Source organism: Nocardioides sp. zg-1228, assembly GCF_017086465.1.
Lineage (GTDB): Bacteria > Actinomycetota > Actinomycetes > Propionibacteriales > Nocardioidaceae > Nocardioides.
Map to the genome: position 1 here is coordinate 1,031,518 of NZ_CP070961.1, position 15,593 is coordinate 1,047,110.

Below are 15,593 nucleotides of genomic sequence, written 5' to 3' on the forward strand. Positions count from 1 at the left end.
TCCTCACTTGACTCGGAAGGTGCGGGTCACCTTCGCCTTGCCCACGGCGTCGTTGCCAGGGACCTTTGCCACCAGGGAGTACCTCCCGGCGGGGAGCTTGGGCAGCCTCGCGCGGACCGTGCCGGCCTTGATCCGCACCTTCAGCGACGCGACCCTCTTGCCCTTCGCGGTGCGGACGAGCACCGTCGCCCTGCCGGTGGCGAGCTCGCTGACCGTCACGACGGCGGTGCCGCGCTTGCCGGCCCGGGGCCTGCTGCCCCACGTGAGCGTCGCGATGCCCTTCGCCGGCCCCCCGAGCGTGCCCGGCTGCGGCACCGGGGTGGGCGTGGGAGTCGGGACGGGCGCCGGGACGGGCGCCGGGGCCGGTGCGGTGACCGTGACCGTCGTCGTCGCGGTGCCGGCCTCGTGGTTGCGGTCGCCGGCGTAGGTCGCGGTGAGCGTGTGCGGACCGACGGCGAGCCCGCCGACGGCCAGCTCAGCCGTGCCGCCGACGATGTCGGCGGAGCCCAGGGCGGTGGCTCCCTCGGCGAGGCTCACCACACCCGTCGCGGCGGCGGGCAGCGCCACCGAGACGGACACCGGCTCGGGCGCGGTGGCACCCTGCGCCCGCACGGTCATCGCCGGGACGGCCTTGGCGACCGTCGCGGTCGTGGTGGTGGTGGCGCCGGCGGTGGCGGGGTCTCCCGAGTACGTCACCGACAGGTGCCTGGCGCCGGCCCCGGGCCTGCGCAGCCGGAGGACCGCGGCGCCGGAGTCGAGGCTGGCACGTCCCAGGACGGCCTCCCCCTCGCGGAGGGTGACCGTGCCGCTCCCCGACCCGGTCACGTCGACGGTGACGAGCTGGTCGTCGCCGAAGACGACGGCCGGCGCGTCGACCTCGACCGTGGCAGCGGAGTCGGCGAACCTGATCGGCGTGAAGGTCTCGTAGAGCGCCTGCGTCGCGCCGGAGCCCGGGTAGGTGTAGATGCCGTAGTTGCCCGAGGTCGCGGCGGCGTCCATCGCTGCCTTGTCCACGACCAGCGTCGCGGTGAAGCTGCCGTCGGGGTCGAGCACGACCGCCGACGAGGCCTGGCTGCCGAGCGCCGCGACGTCCTCGGCGCGCACGGCCCACCTGAGGCCCGCGCCACCCTGGTTCACCCGCGCCGTGGACGGTGCGCCCGCCGAGGGACGCCACACGTCGGCGTAGCGGCCGAAGGCGATGTAGGCGCCGCCGGGCTTGCCGGCGAGCGGCGGGCGGGTGCCGGTGGCGAGGGCCGGGTCGAAGCCCGTGCCCTCGACCGTCACCTCCTGCTCACCGGTCGGGAGCAGCGTCGTGCGGGTCACGGTGACCCGGGGCGCCCACGCGACGGACAGCGGGGTGGCAACCTTGCGTGCGTCGACGCTGCCGCCGCTGGAGTACCAGTACGACGCCGTCCCGACCGCTTCCTGGAAGTCGATGAACGACTGCGGGAAGGAGCCGGACGTCGTCGGGTCGGCCGTCGACTGCGGGGTGGTGCCCGGCGCCGTGTCGACGGTGACGCCGAGGTAGTCGGGCGTGACGGTGAGCCCGCTGGTCGTGAGGTCGACGCCGGTGAGGTCGGCGAGGGTGACCTCGGTCGCGGGGAGGGCGCTCCACTGCGACTGGTCGCCCATCTGCGAGCCGTACCCGCTGAGCGTGGCGGTCAGGGTGCCGTTGCCGTCGGTGACGCTCAGCTCGGGGTCGGACACGTGGAAGAAGGACATGCCGGAGTAGTAGACGACCGTGAAGTCGCCGTCCCACGAGATGGTGCCGGTGTCCGTCGCCGGGTCGACCGTGCCGGTCCCGTTGGCGAAGGAGACCACGTTCTCCGACAGGGTGGCGCCGGCGTTGACGGTCTGGCCCGCCGCGTTGGTCCTGGTGCCTTGCCAGGTGGTAGGGGCGTAGCTGCCGTCGGCCTGCTTGTCCTCGATGGTGACGTTGCCCTCGCTGGCCGACCACCCGGCCGGCCTGCCGTTGGTCCAGGTGGCGCCCCGGTCGGAGACCGTGAGGGTCTGGGAGCCGGCGCCGGGGTCGTGCAGCCTGCCCGCGGAGAACAGGTTCCAGGTGCCCGGCGCGAAGGCGCCTCCGGTGCTCTCCTGGTTGAGGTCCCAGCGGAGCTCAGCGTGGTCGATGGTCGTGGTCGCCGCCTGCGCCGGCGCGGGGCTCGCGAGGACCGCGATCCCCCCGGCGAGGAGCGCCAGGCTTGCGATGCTGCCCACGGAGCGGCGGGTGCCGCTGTGCGCGTGCTTCATTTCTTTCCTTCCACAGGGTTGCTGACCAGGGTGGTGCTGATCAGGGTGGTTGCGAGCGCTCCGAGGAGCAGCACGCAGCCGAGCAGCCACAGGGTGTGGGTCTCGGTCTCGCCGGCCGCGGCTGCGGCCGGCATCGGGGGGTCGGAGGTGGTGGCCGGGACCTGCAGCGGCTGGACGGCCAGTGGCGTGCCGCCCACCCCCGCGGCAGCGGCGCCGGAGGCGTCCGGGTCGGCCGCGCCGGGATCGGCGCCGGCCAGCCCGTCGGGGTCCGGCGCCGTCATGTCGCCCGGGCGGGCCGTGGGCGTCGCGAGCGGGGGAGTCGTGGGGCTCGTGGTGGGGTTGGCAGTGGGCGTCTTCGTCGGTCCTTGGCCCGATCCCTGGCCCGATCCCTGGCCCGATCCCTGCCCTGATCCCTTGGTCGGGCCCTTGGTCGGGCCCGTGGTGGGCGAGGTGTCTGAGCCCTTCGTGGGCGGGGCCGTCGGGGTGGGCGTGGGGGTCGCGACGGGCGCGCCCGCCCAGCTCACCGTGAGGGGGAGGGCCGGCTTGAAGGCGTCGGTGGCGCCACCGGTGGAGTACCAGTAGCCGGCCGTGCCCGCCCTCGCGAGGAAGTCGAGGAAGCTGCTGGGGAAGGCTCCCTTCCAGGGCCCGCCCACCTGGGTCGCCTGATCGGAGGGTGCCTGCCAGGCGACGCCGAGGTAGGCCGGCGTGCTGGCGAAGCCGTCGGAGGCGGCGAGGTCGACCTCGGCACGCGGCAGGTCCGCCAGCACGACCCGGGTGGGCGGCAGCGGGGTCCACTGCGACTGGTCGTCCATGTCGGAGGCGTGGCCGCCGAGGGTCGCCGTCAGCTGGGCCCGCTCGGGGGCCACCTCGAGGGTCGGGTCGGTGACGGTGAAGTAGCTGAGCCCGGAGTAGAAGACCACCGAGAAGGACCCCGTCCACGAGATGGTGGCGGATCCGGCGGCGGGGTCGACCGTGCCGGCGCCCGCGTCGAGCACCACCTGGTGGTTGCTGAACCGGCCGCTGGTCGGGCTGGGGATGGCCGTGCCCTGCGGGGTCGTGGTGAGCCCGGCCCACGTGGCAGCGGCGTACGAGCCGTCGGCCTGCTGCTTCTCGATCCGCACGTTGCCGTCGGCCGCCTTCCAGGCGCTCGGCGGCAGGGTCGTGCCGCCGCGGCCCGGGTCGGGCACGACGCCCGCGGACAGGAAGTTGTGGCTCTGGGGGGCGAAGGCCCGGTTGTTGGCCTCGTTGGAGAGGCCCCACCGCAGCTGCGCGCCGGTGACGGCGAACGGCTCGCCGCCCGCCGGGGCCGCTCCCCGGGCCGGCTCGACGGCCGGGGAGAAGGGGGCGACCGCGAGCAGCAGCACGGCGAGGGTCGTCAGCGCGGTGGCGGCCAGCGCGACGACCCCGGTCCGGGCGGTCGTACGACCGCGAGCGGCGGCGCTCATGCCACGGCCTCGGCCGCGACCGGGCGCCGGAGGCGGCGACGCAATCGCAGGCGCAGGACGAGCAGGACGAGGGAGCCGGTGAGAGCGAGTCCCGCGAGCGCGACGAACGCCGTCGCGGCCACGTCGCCGTCGTCGTCGGCGACCGGGGCGGCGTCGGCCGGCGACCCAGCAGGGGCCGCCGCCCGCACCGGGAACCGCTCGCGCGGTCGCGCCCCGGATGCCGCGCCGACGAGCCGCAGCTCGTGGGTGCCCCCGGCGATGTCCACGGGCAGGGACATCACGCCGGCCACGTCCCCCGCCGCTCCCGCCACCAGGGGACCGAGGGCCACCACGCCGTCGTCGAGGAGGGCGAGCACCTGCTCGCCGGGCTCGAAGCCGCGCCCGGTGAAGGCGAGCGCCCGGCCGGCCTGCGCCGTCTGCCGTTCGGTGAGGACCGTCGGGCGACCGCGCCGCGCGTCGTCGCGACCGGGCGACCCGGCCCCTCCGGCCGCTCGCAGGGACGGTTCGGCCCCGGTCCCGGTCGTCCGGCCGTCGCCGGCGCTCACGGCCTCGTCGGACCGCTCCGGCGTCGGCTGCGTCTGCGTCTGGGTCGGCGCCGCGTCGTCGGCCCGGGCCGCGCCGAAGCGGATCGGGGTGAAGGTCTCGTTGCGGGCGTTCTTCAGCCCGTGGGCGCCGAAGGTGATCACCCCGCAGGTGACCGCGCGGCAGTCGACGTCGACCAGGTCGCCGTCGCGGTCGACGGCCCGGAACGTCGGCCCGGGCACGGTGAGGGAGACGGTGAACGCGCCGGCCCGGGTCATCACCGCCTGCGCCTCGCCGGTGGTGGAGCTGCCGGGGAAGGAGACGAAGCGGAGGTAGCCGGCGTTGTCCCCGCTCTCGGAGTCGGGGACGTAGCGGTAGTCGCGGCCCGTCACCCCGCCGCGCGAGGGCCGCCACCCGCCGCCCGCCGGGTCGCGGACCCAGCCGAACGCGACGTAGACGCCGCCGAAGCCGCCCGTCACCGCCTGGAACCCCGACCCGCGGACCGTGAAGGTCGTCGCCCGGCCGTCGTCGGCCAGCGCCGTCCCGTGGTCGTTGCTGATGCCGATCCGCGCCTCGGCGTGCGCCGGGCTGGCGGTGACGAGCACGCCACCGAGGGCGAGGACGCCGCTCGCGAGGGCCGCGGCGTGTCGGGTGGTGCGGCGGTGGGTCAGCACGGGTCCTCCTGGGACAACGGGTCGTCGAGGGCAGGGGCGGGCCTGCGGTCGGCGAGGACGATCGGGTCGCCGGTGCGCGGGTGGGCCACCACCTCGATCCGGTGGCGGTAGACGCGGGTGAGCAGCGCCGGGTCGAGTACCTCGCGGGGGGTGCCGACGGCCGCCACGCGGCCGTCCTCCAGCAGCACCATCCGGTCGGCGTGGGCGGCCGCGAGCGTCAGGTCGTGGAGCACGACCAGGACGGCGGCCCCAGCAGCGGCACGCCGGCGGGCGGTGGCGAGCAGGGTCTCCTGGTGCCCGATGTCGAGCGCGGCGGTCGGCTCGTCGAGCATCAGGATCCCCGTCTGCTGCGCGAGCACGCGGGCGAAGGAGGCGCGGCCCTTCTCGCCGCCGGAGAGCGATCCGAAGGAGCGGACGGCGAGGTGCTCGACCTCGGTGGTCTGCATCGCGGCGGCGACCTCGAGGTCGTCGAGGTCCTCCTCGGGGTGGCCGCGCCACGGCGCGCGGCCCATCTCGACGACCTCGCGCACGGGGAACGGGAAGGACACGCGCTGCTCTTGCGTGAGCACGGCGCGCTCCCGGGCGAGTGCCTGGAGACGCCACTGCCGCACCGGGCGGCCGTGCACCGTGACGGCGCCGCGCTCCGGCTCGAGGTCCCCGGCGACGACCGCGAGCAGGGTGGACTTGCCGGTGCCGTTGGGCCCGACGAGGGCGAGCACCTCGCCGGCGTGGAGGTCGAGGTCGACGTCGTCGAGGACGCGGCGGGTGCCGAAGGACGTCGTCACACCTCGCACGGACGCGACGGCGGTGCCCACTTCGGCGGTGGTGTGTCGCGCGGCGGTCATGCCCACCCGCCCGACGTACGACGGGTGCGCCACAGGAGCCAGAAGAAGAACGGGCCGCCGACGAGGGAGGTGAGCATGCCGAGCGGGAGGTCGGAGTAGGCGACCAGCGTGCGCGCCGCGAGGTCGGCCACGACGAGGACCAGGCTGCCCGCGAGCACGCAGGCCGGCAGGACCAGGCGGTGGCCGGGCCCGGTCACCATCCGCACGAGGTGGGGCACGACGAGCCCGACGAACCCCACGATCCCGCAGAACGACACGGCGGCGGCGGTGAGCAGCGCGACGACGACGATCAGGCCGATGCGCAGGCCCTCCACGTGGACGCCGAGGTGGCGGGCCGGGCGTTCGCCGAGGGCCAGCAGGTCGAGGCTGCGCGCGCTGAGCAGCGCCAGGGCGATGCCGAGGACCGTGAGCGGGGCGACGACGGCGACGTAGGGCCACCGGCTGCCGTTGAGGCTGCCGAGCTGCCAGAAGACGATCTGCTCACGGGCCTGGGTGTCGCCGAGGAACATCAGCATCGCCAGCAGCGCGCCCGCCACGGCGTTGACCGCGATGCCGGTGAGAACGAGCGTCACCACCTCGGTACGACCGCCGGAGCGGGCGAGCGCGTAGACGACCAGGGTGGTGAGCAGGCCTCCGGCGAAGGCGGCGACGGCGACGGTCCAGTCGCCGGCGAAGGTGAGCCCGAAGACGATGACCGTCGCCGCGGCGACGGCGGCGCCGGACGAGACGCCCACGATGCTGGGCTCGGCGAGCGGGTTGCCGAAGACGCCCTGCATCAGGGCTCCGGCGACCGCGAGCGCGGCGCCGACCAGGGCCGCCATCGCCACCCGCGGGAAGCGCACGCTCCACAGGGTGTCGTCACCGCGGGGATGGGTGGGCAGCGGCAGCCGGTCGATGCCGAGGCGGTGCAGCAGCGACCCCGCCACCTCGTCGGCGGGGACGGCCAGCTGTCCCGACCCGGCGGAGACGATGAGTGCGGTCACCAGTGCGGCACCGAGGAGGGCGAAGAACGCCGCGAGCGCGAGCGGGCGCGCCCCGCGGACCCGCGGTCGAGGGTGCGGCTGGGGGCCTGGATGCACGGCCGGGGCGGGCCGCAGGACGGGGGCCGTCACAGGGAGTCCGGGGCGTAGAGGGCGATCGCGAGCGCGTTGAGGACGTCGGCGGTGCGCGGCCCGTAGCTGAGGACCTGGTCGTCGTCCATGGCCACGATGCGCTCGTTGTCGCCGGCCGGCGTCTGGGCGAGGGCGGGGAACCGCTCGAGCAGCCCGTCGACGCCACCGACCGAGTCGAGGCCCTTGCTCATCATGAGCACCACGTCCGGCTGGGCGGCGACGAGGCCCTCGTCGGTCAGCGGTCGCATGCCCGTCCAGCCGATCTCGGCGCTGACGTCGTAGCCCCCGACCGCCTCGACGAGCGAGTCGGCGCCCGAGTCCTGGCCGAACATGTAGTAGACGCCCGAGCTGCCGCGGACGTAGAGGAAGACGGTGCGCAGCCGGTCGGTGAGCCTCGCCGGAGCGAGGCGGGCGATGGCCTCCCTGGTCGCCTCCGCCTCGGCGGTGATGCGCTCGCCGAGACGCCTGCCTTCGCGGGGCACGCCGAGCGCGTCCGCCACCTGGCTGCTCAGCGGCGCGAGGTTGTCGAGCCCGCGGTGGGAGTCGGTGACCACGACGGGGATGCCGGCGTCGCGGAGCTGGAGCACCACGTCCCAGGGGCCGAGAGAGGTGTCGGTGAGCACGACCGTGGGGTCGAGGGCGAGGATCGCCTCGGCGTTGAGCTCGTGGCCGTTGCCCGTCACCAGCGGGCGGTCGGCGATCGCGGTGAACTGCGAGGACGTGTCACGACCGACCACCCGCTCGCCCAGTCCGAGCTCGAAGACCGTCCGGGCGAGGGTGCCGTGGACGTCCAGCGCGAGGATCCGCGACACGTCGGTCACGGTGACGTCCGTGCCCTGCGCGTCGGTGACGGTGACCGGCAGGCGCGGCGTCGGGTCGTCGGCGACCGGGGCGACGTCGGCGTCGGGCAGCGCGATGTCGACCACCCCCGTCCAGGATCGCGGGTCGGCCAGCGGCTCGACGTCGGAGACCGACGGGATCGCGGTCGGGGTGGCCGGCGCCGAGGCGCTCGGCGAGGCGACGGGGGCGCAGGCGCCGAGCAGCAGCGCGGCGGCGACCGCGGTGACGGTCGAGGTGACGGTCGAGGTGACTGCGCGGCGGGCGGGCGTCGTTCCCGAGCGCCGACCACCGCCTCGGGGAACGGGGGAGTGGGACATGTCTACCTTTGGTTAGCCTTGCCTAAGTAAGCAGAGCCTAACCTAACCTTGATTCCACCGACCATCGGTCCACGGGTGCGTGTCCCGCTCCTTCCGGATGACGGCGCGGCCGCGCGCGACCGCTCGCCGCACAGGTCCGACCGCTGGTCCCGGAGCGAGTGGCGCGCCCCCGCGATCGATGCGCACAGTGACGGTGGTCACACCACGGCGACCACTCACTCTCGGGAGCATCATGGACACGACACGAAGGACCCCATGCCTGCTGCGCGCGGGCGCGGTCGGCATCTCGCTGGCCGTCGCCGCCGCACTGGCAGCACCACCGGTCGGCGCGGCCGACGACGGCTCGACCCAGCCCCGCGCCGGCACCGTCACCCTCACCGAAGGCACCAACATCGCCGCGGCGATCGCCCCCGACGGCTCCGTGGTGATGGACCTGCACGGCATCCTCCACCGCGTCCCCGCGGGCGGAGGCACGACCCGGCGGCTCACGACCGTCGCCGACGAGGCGGCACGTCCCGACGTCGGCCCCGACGGCCGCATCGTCTTCCAGGCCTACCGCGACGGGGGCTACCACATCTGGACCATCCGACCCGACGGCAGCGACCTGACCCGGCTGACCAGCGGGGGCTTCGACGACCGCGAGCCCCGCTGGTCGCCCGACGGGGCGCACGTCGCCTTCTCCTCCGACCGCGGCGGCAGCTACGACATCTGGAGCCTCGAGGTGGCCACGGGCGCGCTCACGCAGTGGACCGACGCCCCGGGGCAGGAGTTCACGCCCTCCTGGTCGCCGGACGGCACCCGGGTGGTCCACGTCGCCGACAACCAGGTGGTGGCCACCGACCGCAGCGGCGCCTCGACGGTGCTGGTCGCCCGCCCGGCGCAGGGCGTCACCCTCAACGTCCCGGCGATGGCGCCGGACGGCCAGCGGGTCGCCTACGTCGAGCAGCAGGGCACGCGCGCCGACCTCATGGTCGACGGCCGACCGGTCACCCAGGGCCAGGACGTCTTCCTCTTCACCCCGGAGTGGACCGGGCCCGACGGCCTCCTCTACACCGCCGACGGCGGCATCCGCACCGTCGTCGCGTCGACCGGGGCCACCACCTCGATCCGCTTCCGCGCCGACGTCCGGCTGACCGGCCGCACCTACCCGAAGAAGCAGCACGACTTCGACTCCCGGGGGCCGCGGCGCCTCTCCGGGGTGCTCACCCCCCAGCTCTCGCCCGACGGGAAGCGGGTGCTCTTCGTCGCCCTCAACGACCTGTGGGTGATGCGGATCGGCGGCGCCCCGCGGCGCCTGACGCGCGACTCCTACCAGGAGGTCAACCCGGTCTGGTCGCGCGACGGCCGCCGGATCGCCTACAGCTCCGACAAGGCCGGCACCCAGGACGTCTACGTCCGCGACCTGCGCGCGGGCACGCAGCGCCGGGTCACGGCCCTGCCCTCCGCCGAGGTCTCGGCGTCGTTCTCCCCGGACGGCAGGTCGATGGCGTTCCAGGACGAGACGGGCGCGACGTACGTCCTCGACCTCGCGAGCGGTGACGTGCGCGAGCTGGTGACGCCGCTGTTCGGGCCCGGCCGGCCCACGTGGTCGGCCGACTCGCGGACGCTGGCGTTCGCCGCCGTCCGGCCCTACTCCCAGCGGTTCCGCGAGGGCGTGAGCCAGATCCTCGTCGTCGACGTCGCGACCGGTGCGCAGCGCTACGTCGAGCCGGGCGAGCGGCACGCGTCGCTGTCCACCCGCGGCGACGACGGGCCGGTCTGGTCGCCCGACGGCGCGCAGATCGCGTTCGTGATGGGCTCGCAGCTGCACGTGATGGCCGTCGACGCGACCGGCACCCCGACCGGGGCGCCGCGGCGGGTCAACCGCGAGGTCGCCGACGCGCCGTCGTGGAGCGGCGACTCGCGCCGGCTGCTCTACCTCTCCCAGGGCCGGCTGCGCCTCGCCGACGCCCGCACCGGCAGGGCGCGCACCGTGGAGGTGCCGCTGCGCTACCGCCCGAAGGTCCGGACCGGGCGCCAGGTCGTCCACGCGGGCCGCTTCTGGGACGGCAGGTCCCGGTCGCTGCGCCGCAACGTCGACATCACCATCGTCGACAACCGGATCCGCAGCATCACCCCGCACCGCCCGCACCGCTCGGGCCGCGTGGTCGACGCCTCCGGGCTGACCGTCATGCCGGGGCTGATGGACTCCCACGTCCACCAGGCCTACGAGTCCCGCTTCTTCGGCGACCGGCAGGGCCGGGTCAGCCTCGCGTGGGGCATCACCTCGACCCTGTCGGTGGGCGACCAGGTCTATCGCGCGATGGAGGACCGCGACTCGCTGCGCGCCGGCGCCCGGATCGGGCCGCGCTTCTACGCCACCGGCGAGCCGGTCGACGGGGCCCGGGTCTACTACAACTTCATGCGGCCCACCACGACCGACGCACAGGTGCGCCGCGAGCTGACCCGGGCGCGGCAGCTGGACTACGACTTCGTGAAGTCCTACGTCCGGCTCCAGGCGACCCGGATGGCGATGGTCGTCTCGGCCGCCCACGCGCTCGGCGTGCCGTCGTCCTCGCACTACCTCACGCCGGGCGCGATGGTCGGCCAGGACGGCACGACGCACCTCGCCGCGACCCAGCGGCTGGGCTATGCGCACACGCTCACGCCGACGGGCCACAGCTACGCCGACGTCCCGGCGCTCTACGGCCGCGGCAACCGCACGGTGACCACCACCTTGTTCACCACCGACTTCCTCACCGCCGGGGAGCTCGAGGGTGACCCCCGGCTGCGGCTGCTGCCACCGTGGAAGCGGGAGGCGCTGCTGGCGGCGACCGCCGACAACGCCGCCGAGCCGACGGACCCCGACTGCGCCTCCGCCGAGTGCATGGAGGTGCAGACCCTGCTGCGCATCCACCGCGCCGGCGGCCAGGTGCTCGTCGGCACCGACAGCCCGCTCGACAACGTCGCGATCGGGGTGCACGCCAACCTGCAGGAGATGGTCGGCTACGGGTGGACGCCGTACGCCGCGCTGCGGGCGGCGATCGTCACGCCCGCGCGCTACCTCGGGGTCAGCGACGACGTCGGCACGCTCGAGCCGGGCAAGGTGGCCGACCTGATCGCCGTGCAGGGCAACCCGCTGCGCGACGTCGAGGCCGCGTCCCGGGTGCGGATGACGATGGTGGGGGGACAGCGCCACACCCCGCGCCAGCTGCTCAAGCCGTTCCGCAGGGTGCGGGCCTCCGAGCGCGGCGACGCGCTGCCCGGGCCGCGTCCCGCCACGTCGGTGCGCAGCCGGGTGCCCGCCTCCGCGGGCAGCAGGTTCTGGTGGCACGACCCCGACGTCGTCGCCGAGCAGTACGCGCACGCCTGCGACGCCTACGAGGCGCTGGCGCACCAGGGCCGGCACGACCACTGAGGACACGAGCGGCCGCGGACCCGCCGGGGTCCGCGGCCACTCGCCGGTGGTCGGGGCGCTCAGCCCAGGGCGGCCACCGCGGCGTCGTAGTCGGGCTCGTCGCCGACCGCGTCGGTGAGCTGGGTGTGGAGCACCGTGCCGTCGGTGTCGATGACGACCACCGCGCGGGCGAAGAGCTGGTCCCAGCCGCCGCCGTCGATCGCGATGCCGTAGTCCTGGCCGAAGGAGGAGCGGAAGGCCGAGCCGACCAGGACGTCCTCGATGCCCTCGGCGCCGCAGAAGCGGGCCTGGGCGAAGGGCAGGTCGCGCGAGACGCAGACCACCGCGGTGTTGTCGAGGCCGGCCGCGAGCTCGTTGAACCGCTTCACGCTCGCCTGGCAGACGCCGGTGTCGATGCTCGGGAAGATGTTGAGCACCACCCGCTTGCCGGCCACGTCGGCGTCGGTGAGCGGCTGGAACGAGGAGTCGACCAGGTCGAAGCCGGGAGCCTTCGTCCCCACGGCGGGGAGCTCGCCGACGGTGCTGATGGTGTTGGGGCCAAGTTGTGTGGTTGCCATGACGCCAACCTACTGGCCACCAGACCTAGAGTGCCCGCATGGCCACCGCGCGCACCGCCGACCGGAGCGACACCATCATCGAGGTGCTCCGTGACGCGTTCGCCCCGCTGATGCGCGCCGACCCGAAGGCCTTCCGCGCGAAGTACCGCACGATGGCCCGCGACCCGCACGCGTTCTACCGCGGCAGCGCCTGCCTGTTCTACCGCGACGTGACGGCCGAGGAGGACGACTGGGCCGGGCACGGCGCGGATCGCATCTGGATCCACGGCGACCTCCACGTGGAGAACTTCGGCACCTACCTCGACTCCTCGGGCCGGCTGGTCTTCGACGTCAACGACTTCGACGAGGCCTACCTCGGCAGGTTCACCTGGGACCTGCAGCGCTTCGCGGCGAGCCTGGCCCTCCTCGGCTGGCAGAAGGCGCTGCCGGAGGACGCGATCCGCAAGCTGGTGTCCCGCTACGCACGCAGCTACCTCGCGCAGGTCAACCACTACGTCGCCTCCGACGACGACCACGACTTCGCCATCCGCCTCGACAACGCCGAGGGACCGGTCCTCGACGCGTTGACGCTCGCGCGGGAGGTGCGGCGCGCCGACCTCCTCGACGACCTCACGGTGGTGGAGCGCGGCACCCGTCGCTTCGTCGAGGACGCGAGCACGAGACGGCTGCCGCGCGAGGAGCGGACGAGGGTCCTGGCCGCGTTCCGCGCCTACCTCGACACGATCCCGGAGTCCAAGCGCTTCGACCGGGACCTGTTCTACGAGCTGCGTGATGTCGTCGGCAAGACCGGCTTCGGCATCGGCAGTGCCGGGCTGCCGGCGTACAACGTGCTCGTGGAGGGCTACAGCCAGGCGCTCGACAACGACGTGGTGCTGAGCATGAAGCAGGCCAACGTGCCGGCGGTGAGCCGTTTCGTCGACACCGGCGACGTCGACGCCTACTTCGAGCACGAGGGCCACCGCACCGCCGTGAGCCAGCGGGCGCTGCAGGTGCACACCGACCCGCTCCTCGGGCACACCAGCATCGACGGCGTCGGCTACGTGGTCTCGGAGGTCTCGCCCTACGAGGTCGACCTCGACTGGAGCCGGATCAACGAGCCCGCCGAGATGCGGTCGGTGGTGGACCTGCTCGGTCGGGCGAGCGCCAAGATCCACTGCGCCTCCGACGAGGACAGCGAGCAGGACCTCGTGGACTTCCAGGTCGAGACCGCGATCGCCGCCGCGCTGGAGGGTCGCCGCAACGACTTCGTGACCTGGCTGGGCGACTGGGGCATCGCCTACGCCGAGCGCGTGCGGGCCGACCACGCGCTGTTCGTCGACGCCTTCCGCGAGGGCCGGGTCGGGATCGCGTCGACGTGACCCGGGCCCGGCTGCGCGGGCGACGCGCTCAGGCGTCGACGGTGGACATGTCGCCGTAGCGGTCGCCGGTGACGGCGTCGCGCGGCACGGCCTGCTCCAGCGCGGCCAGGTCGTCGGCGGTGAGGTCGACGTCGAGGGCGCCGACGTTCTCCTCGAGGTAGCGCACCCGCTTGGTGCCGGGGATCGGCGCGACGCCGAGGCCGTCGTCGCCCTGGGCGAGCACCCAGGCGAGCGCGAGCTGTCCGGGGGTGCACCCCTTGGTGGCGGCGATCTCCCGGACCTTGTCGACGAGGGCCAGGTTGGCGTCGAGGGCGTCGCCGCTGAAGCGCGGGAAGCGGCCGGTCGCGCGGGAGTCGTCGGCCGCCAGCGACTCACGGGTCACGGCGCCGGTCAGGATGCCGCGCCCGAGGGGGGAGTAGGGGACCAGGCCGATGCCGAGCTCGCGCAGGGTCGGGATGACCTCGTCCTCGAGGTCGCGCGTGAACAGCGAGTACTCCGACTGCAGCGCGGTGATCGGGTGCGTCGCGTGGGCGCGCCGGATCGTCTCGGCGGAGGCCTCGGAGAGGCCGAGGTGGCGGACCTTCCCGGCCTGGACCAGCTCCTGCATCGCGCCGACGGTCTCCTCGATGGGCACCGACCGGTCGACCCGGTGCTGGTAGTAGAGGTCGATGTGGTCGACGCCGAGCCGCTCGAGGGAGGCGTCGCACGCGCGGCGGACGTAGTCGGGCGAGCCGTTGATGCCGACCCAGGAGCCGTCGGGGTTGCGCTCGTTGCCGAACTTGGTGGCGAGCTGCACCTCGTCGCGCCGGCCGTCGATGGCCCGGCCGACCAGCCGCTCGTTGGTGAACGGGCCGTACATGTCGGCGGTGTCGAGGAAGGTCACGCCGAGGTCGAGGGCGCGGTGGATCGTGTCGATGCCCGACTGCTCGTCGGGGGTGCCGTAGAACTCCGACATCCCCATGCAGCCCAGGCCGAGCGCCGAGACGGTGAGGGTGCCGATCTGTCGTGTCTGGATGGTCATGGCCACCACCCTTCGCCTTCGAGTGCGCTCCAGGTCAAGGGGTCGGCGCGACCTGGTGCTCGTAGAGGGCGATCTTGTGGTCGATGGCGCGGAGGTGGGAGGTCACCTCGGCGAGCTCGCGCTCGACGACGTCGCGGTGGGGCGAGCAGGAGTCCGAGCCGCTCGGCCTCGGTGCCGTCGCCTGCACGCACCAGGGCGGCGTAGCGGCGCACGTCACGGATGGGCATGCCGGTGGCCCGCAGCCGGGTGACCATCTCGATCCACCGCAGGTCCTCCTCGGTGTAGCGGCGGTGACCCGACGGGGCCCGCTCGACCGCGTGCAGCAGGAGCCCGTCGCGCTCGTAGTAGCGCAGGGTGTGGGCGGTCAGCCCGCTCCGTGCGGCCGCCTCGGCGATGCTCAGGCCGGTCATCGGACCAGTGTGAGACCTGGAGCGTGCTCGAAGTCAAGCCCCGCGGGTCAGTCGCCGAGCGCGGGCCGGACCGCCTCCGCGGTGGCGTAGGGCCCGCCGACGTACTCGGCCTCCGCGTCGTCGTGCGGCCCGGGCTCGACGCGCCCGGCGTGGGCCTCGGCGTCGTCCTGCGGCTCGTAGCCCAGCCGGCGACCGGGCTCGAGGTCCCACCACGCGCGGGTGTTGGCGCTGATGCCGTAGAGCACCGCGTAGCCCGGCGCGGGCGTGGTGAGCGCGGCCTCGACCATGCGCACGCAGTCGCCGTGCGAGAGCCAGGTCGACAGGCTGCGCACGCTCGTCGGCTCCTCCAGGAACGAGCCGATGCGGCACGCCACGACGTCGAGGCCGTGGCGGTCGGAGAAGAGCTGCAGCAGCGCCTCCGCCGCCACCTTCGCGACGCCGTAGTAGGTGTCGGCCCGCGGCAGGGCCTGCACGGACAGCTCGCCGTCGGCACGCGGCGTCCGGCCCACGGCGTGGTTGGAGGAGGCGTAGACCACGCGGGGCACGTCGTGGCCGACCATCGCGTCGAGCAGGGCCGCGGTGGTGACGACGTGGGACGTCAGCTCGTCGGGCAGCGACGCCTCCCGGGGGATGCCCGCGAGGTGCACGACCGCGTCGAGCGGCTGCGCGGCGAACGCCGCCTCGACGGCGTCCGCGTCGGCGCAGTCGGCCTCGTGCCAGGCGAACGGGGTGCCGTCGGGCGCGGGCACCAGGTCGAGGCCGACGACGTCGTGCCCGAGGTCGACGAGCCCGGCCGTGACGACCCGACCGATGCTGCCGGCCGCGCCGGTGACCAGGACGCGCAC

Annotated in this window: 12 protein-coding genes; 2 read left to right on the plus strand and 10 right to left on the minus strand. The window is 74.3% G+C overall.

Going from position 1 to position 15,593, the window contains the following annotated elements:
- Positions 1-3: 3 nt before the first annotated feature.
- The 6 genes from JX575_RS04935 to JX575_RS04960 are packed head-to-tail and all read right to left on the minus strand — an operon-like array spanning position 4 to position 8,005.
- Complete coding sequence (locus JX575_RS04935; RefSeq protein WP_186341370.1) at positions 4-2,250, minus strand: Ig-like domain repeat protein; 2,247 nt, start codon at positions 2,248-2,250, stop codon at positions 4-6.
- Positions 2,247-3,695 carry a hypothetical protein gene (locus JX575_RS04940; RefSeq protein ID WP_186341371.1) on the minus strand — a complete coding sequence of 483 codons (1,449 nt, stop codon included), beginning with the start codon at positions 3,693-3,695 and terminating at the stop codon, positions 2,247-2,249. The genes JX575_RS04935 and JX575_RS04940 overlap by 4 nt, the downstream gene beginning before the upstream one ends.
- Entirely contained in the window at positions 3,692-4,891 is a 1,200-nt protein-coding gene (locus JX575_RS04945) for a hypothetical protein (RefSeq protein ID WP_186341372.1), read from the minus strand. Before JX575_RS04945 ends, JX575_RS04940 begins: the two co-directional genes overlap by 4 nt.
- Complete coding sequence (locus JX575_RS04950) at positions 4,885-5,736, minus strand: heme ABC transporter ATP-binding protein (RefSeq protein WP_186341373.1); 852 nt, start codon at positions 5,734-5,736, stop codon at positions 4,885-4,887. Before JX575_RS04950 ends, JX575_RS04945 begins: the two co-directional genes overlap by 7 nt.
- Positions 5,733-6,815 carry an iron ABC transporter permease gene (locus tag JX575_RS04955; protein WP_186341785.1) on the minus strand — a complete coding sequence of 361 codons (1,083 nt, stop codon included), beginning with the start codon at positions 6,813-6,815 and terminating at the stop codon, positions 5,733-5,735. The genes JX575_RS04950 and JX575_RS04955 overlap by 4 nt, the downstream gene beginning before the upstream one ends.
- Before the next feature lie 29 nt (positions 6,816-6,844).
- Complete coding sequence (locus JX575_RS04960) at positions 6,845-8,005, minus strand: ABC transporter substrate-binding protein (protein WP_186341374.1); 1,161 nt, start codon at positions 8,003-8,005, stop codon at positions 6,845-6,847.
- 232 nt (positions 8,006-8,237) lie between these two features.
- On the opposite strand from JX575_RS04960, the gene JX575_RS04965 reads away from it, so the two are divergent.
- On the plus strand, positions 8,238-11,402 hold the full coding sequence (locus JX575_RS04965) for an amidohydrolase family protein (RefSeq protein ID WP_186341375.1): 3,165 nt from the start codon (positions 8,238-8,240) through the stop codon (positions 11,400-11,402).
- A gap of 59 nt (positions 11,403-11,461) precedes the next feature.
- Here JX575_RS04965 and tpx read toward each other — a convergent pair whose 3' ends face one another.
- Entirely contained in the window at positions 11,462-11,959 is a 498-nt protein-coding gene (tpx, locus tag JX575_RS04970; RefSeq protein WP_186341376.1) for a thiol peroxidase, read from the minus strand.
- A 38-nt stretch (positions 11,960-11,997) separates the two neighbouring features.
- Here tpx and JX575_RS04975 point away from each other — a divergent pair, with 38 nt between their 5' ends.
- Complete coding sequence (locus JX575_RS04975) at positions 11,998-13,317, plus strand: DUF2252 domain-containing protein (RefSeq protein ID WP_186341377.1); 1,320 nt, start codon at positions 11,998-12,000, stop codon at positions 13,315-13,317.
- A gap of 28 nt (positions 13,318-13,345) precedes the next feature.
- Here the strand turns inward: JX575_RS04975 and JX575_RS04980 are convergent, their stop codons facing one another.
- From JX575_RS04980 to JX575_RS04990, 3 genes are all read right to left on the minus strand, one after another.
- Entirely contained in the window at positions 13,346-14,338 is a 993-nt protein-coding gene (locus tag JX575_RS04980; RefSeq protein ID WP_186341378.1) for an aldo/keto reductase, read from the minus strand.
- Between the two features lie 34 nt (positions 14,339-14,372).
- Complete coding sequence (locus tag JX575_RS19590; protein WP_241005339.1) at positions 14,373-14,525, minus strand: hypothetical protein; 153 nt, start codon at positions 14,523-14,525, stop codon at positions 14,373-14,375.
- 270 nt (positions 14,526-14,795) lie between these two features.
- Complete coding sequence (locus JX575_RS04990) at positions 14,796-15,593, minus strand: NAD(P)-dependent oxidoreductase (RefSeq protein ID WP_186341379.1); 798 nt, start codon at positions 15,591-15,593, stop codon at positions 14,796-14,798.

Excerpts from the sequence above, each read along its gene's own strand:
- JX575_RS04960 (WP_186341374.1), bottom strand. The coding sequence starts at position 8,005 with ATGTCCCACTCCCCCGTTCCCCGAGGCGGTGGTCGGCGCTCGGGAACG.
- JX575_RS04980 (WP_186341378.1), bottom strand. The coding sequence starts at position 14,338 with ATGACCATCCAGACACGACAGATCGGCACCCTCACCGTCTCGGCGCTC.
- JX575_RS04950 (WP_186341373.1), bottom strand. The coding sequence starts at position 5,736 with ATGACCGCCGCGCGACACACCACCGCCGAAGTGGGCACCGCCGTCGCG.
- JX575_RS04965 (WP_186341375.1), top strand. The coding sequence starts at position 8,238 with ATGGACACGACACGAAGGACCCCATGCCTGCTGCGCGCGGGCGCGGTC.
- JX575_RS04975 (WP_186341377.1), top strand. The coding sequence starts at position 11,998 with ATGGCCACCGCGCGCACCGCCGACCGGAGCGACACCATCATCGAGGTG.
- tpx (WP_186341376.1), bottom strand. The coding sequence starts at position 11,959 with ATGGCAACCACACAACTTGGCCCCAACACCATCAGCACCGTCGGCGAG.
- JX575_RS04935 (WP_186341370.1), bottom strand. The coding sequence starts at position 2,250 with ATGAAGCACGCGCACAGCGGCACCCGCCGCTCCGTGGGCAGCATCGCA.
- JX575_RS04940 (WP_186341371.1), bottom strand. The coding sequence starts at position 3,695 with ATGAGCGCCGCCGCTCGCGGTCGTACGACCGCCCGGACCGGGGTCGTC.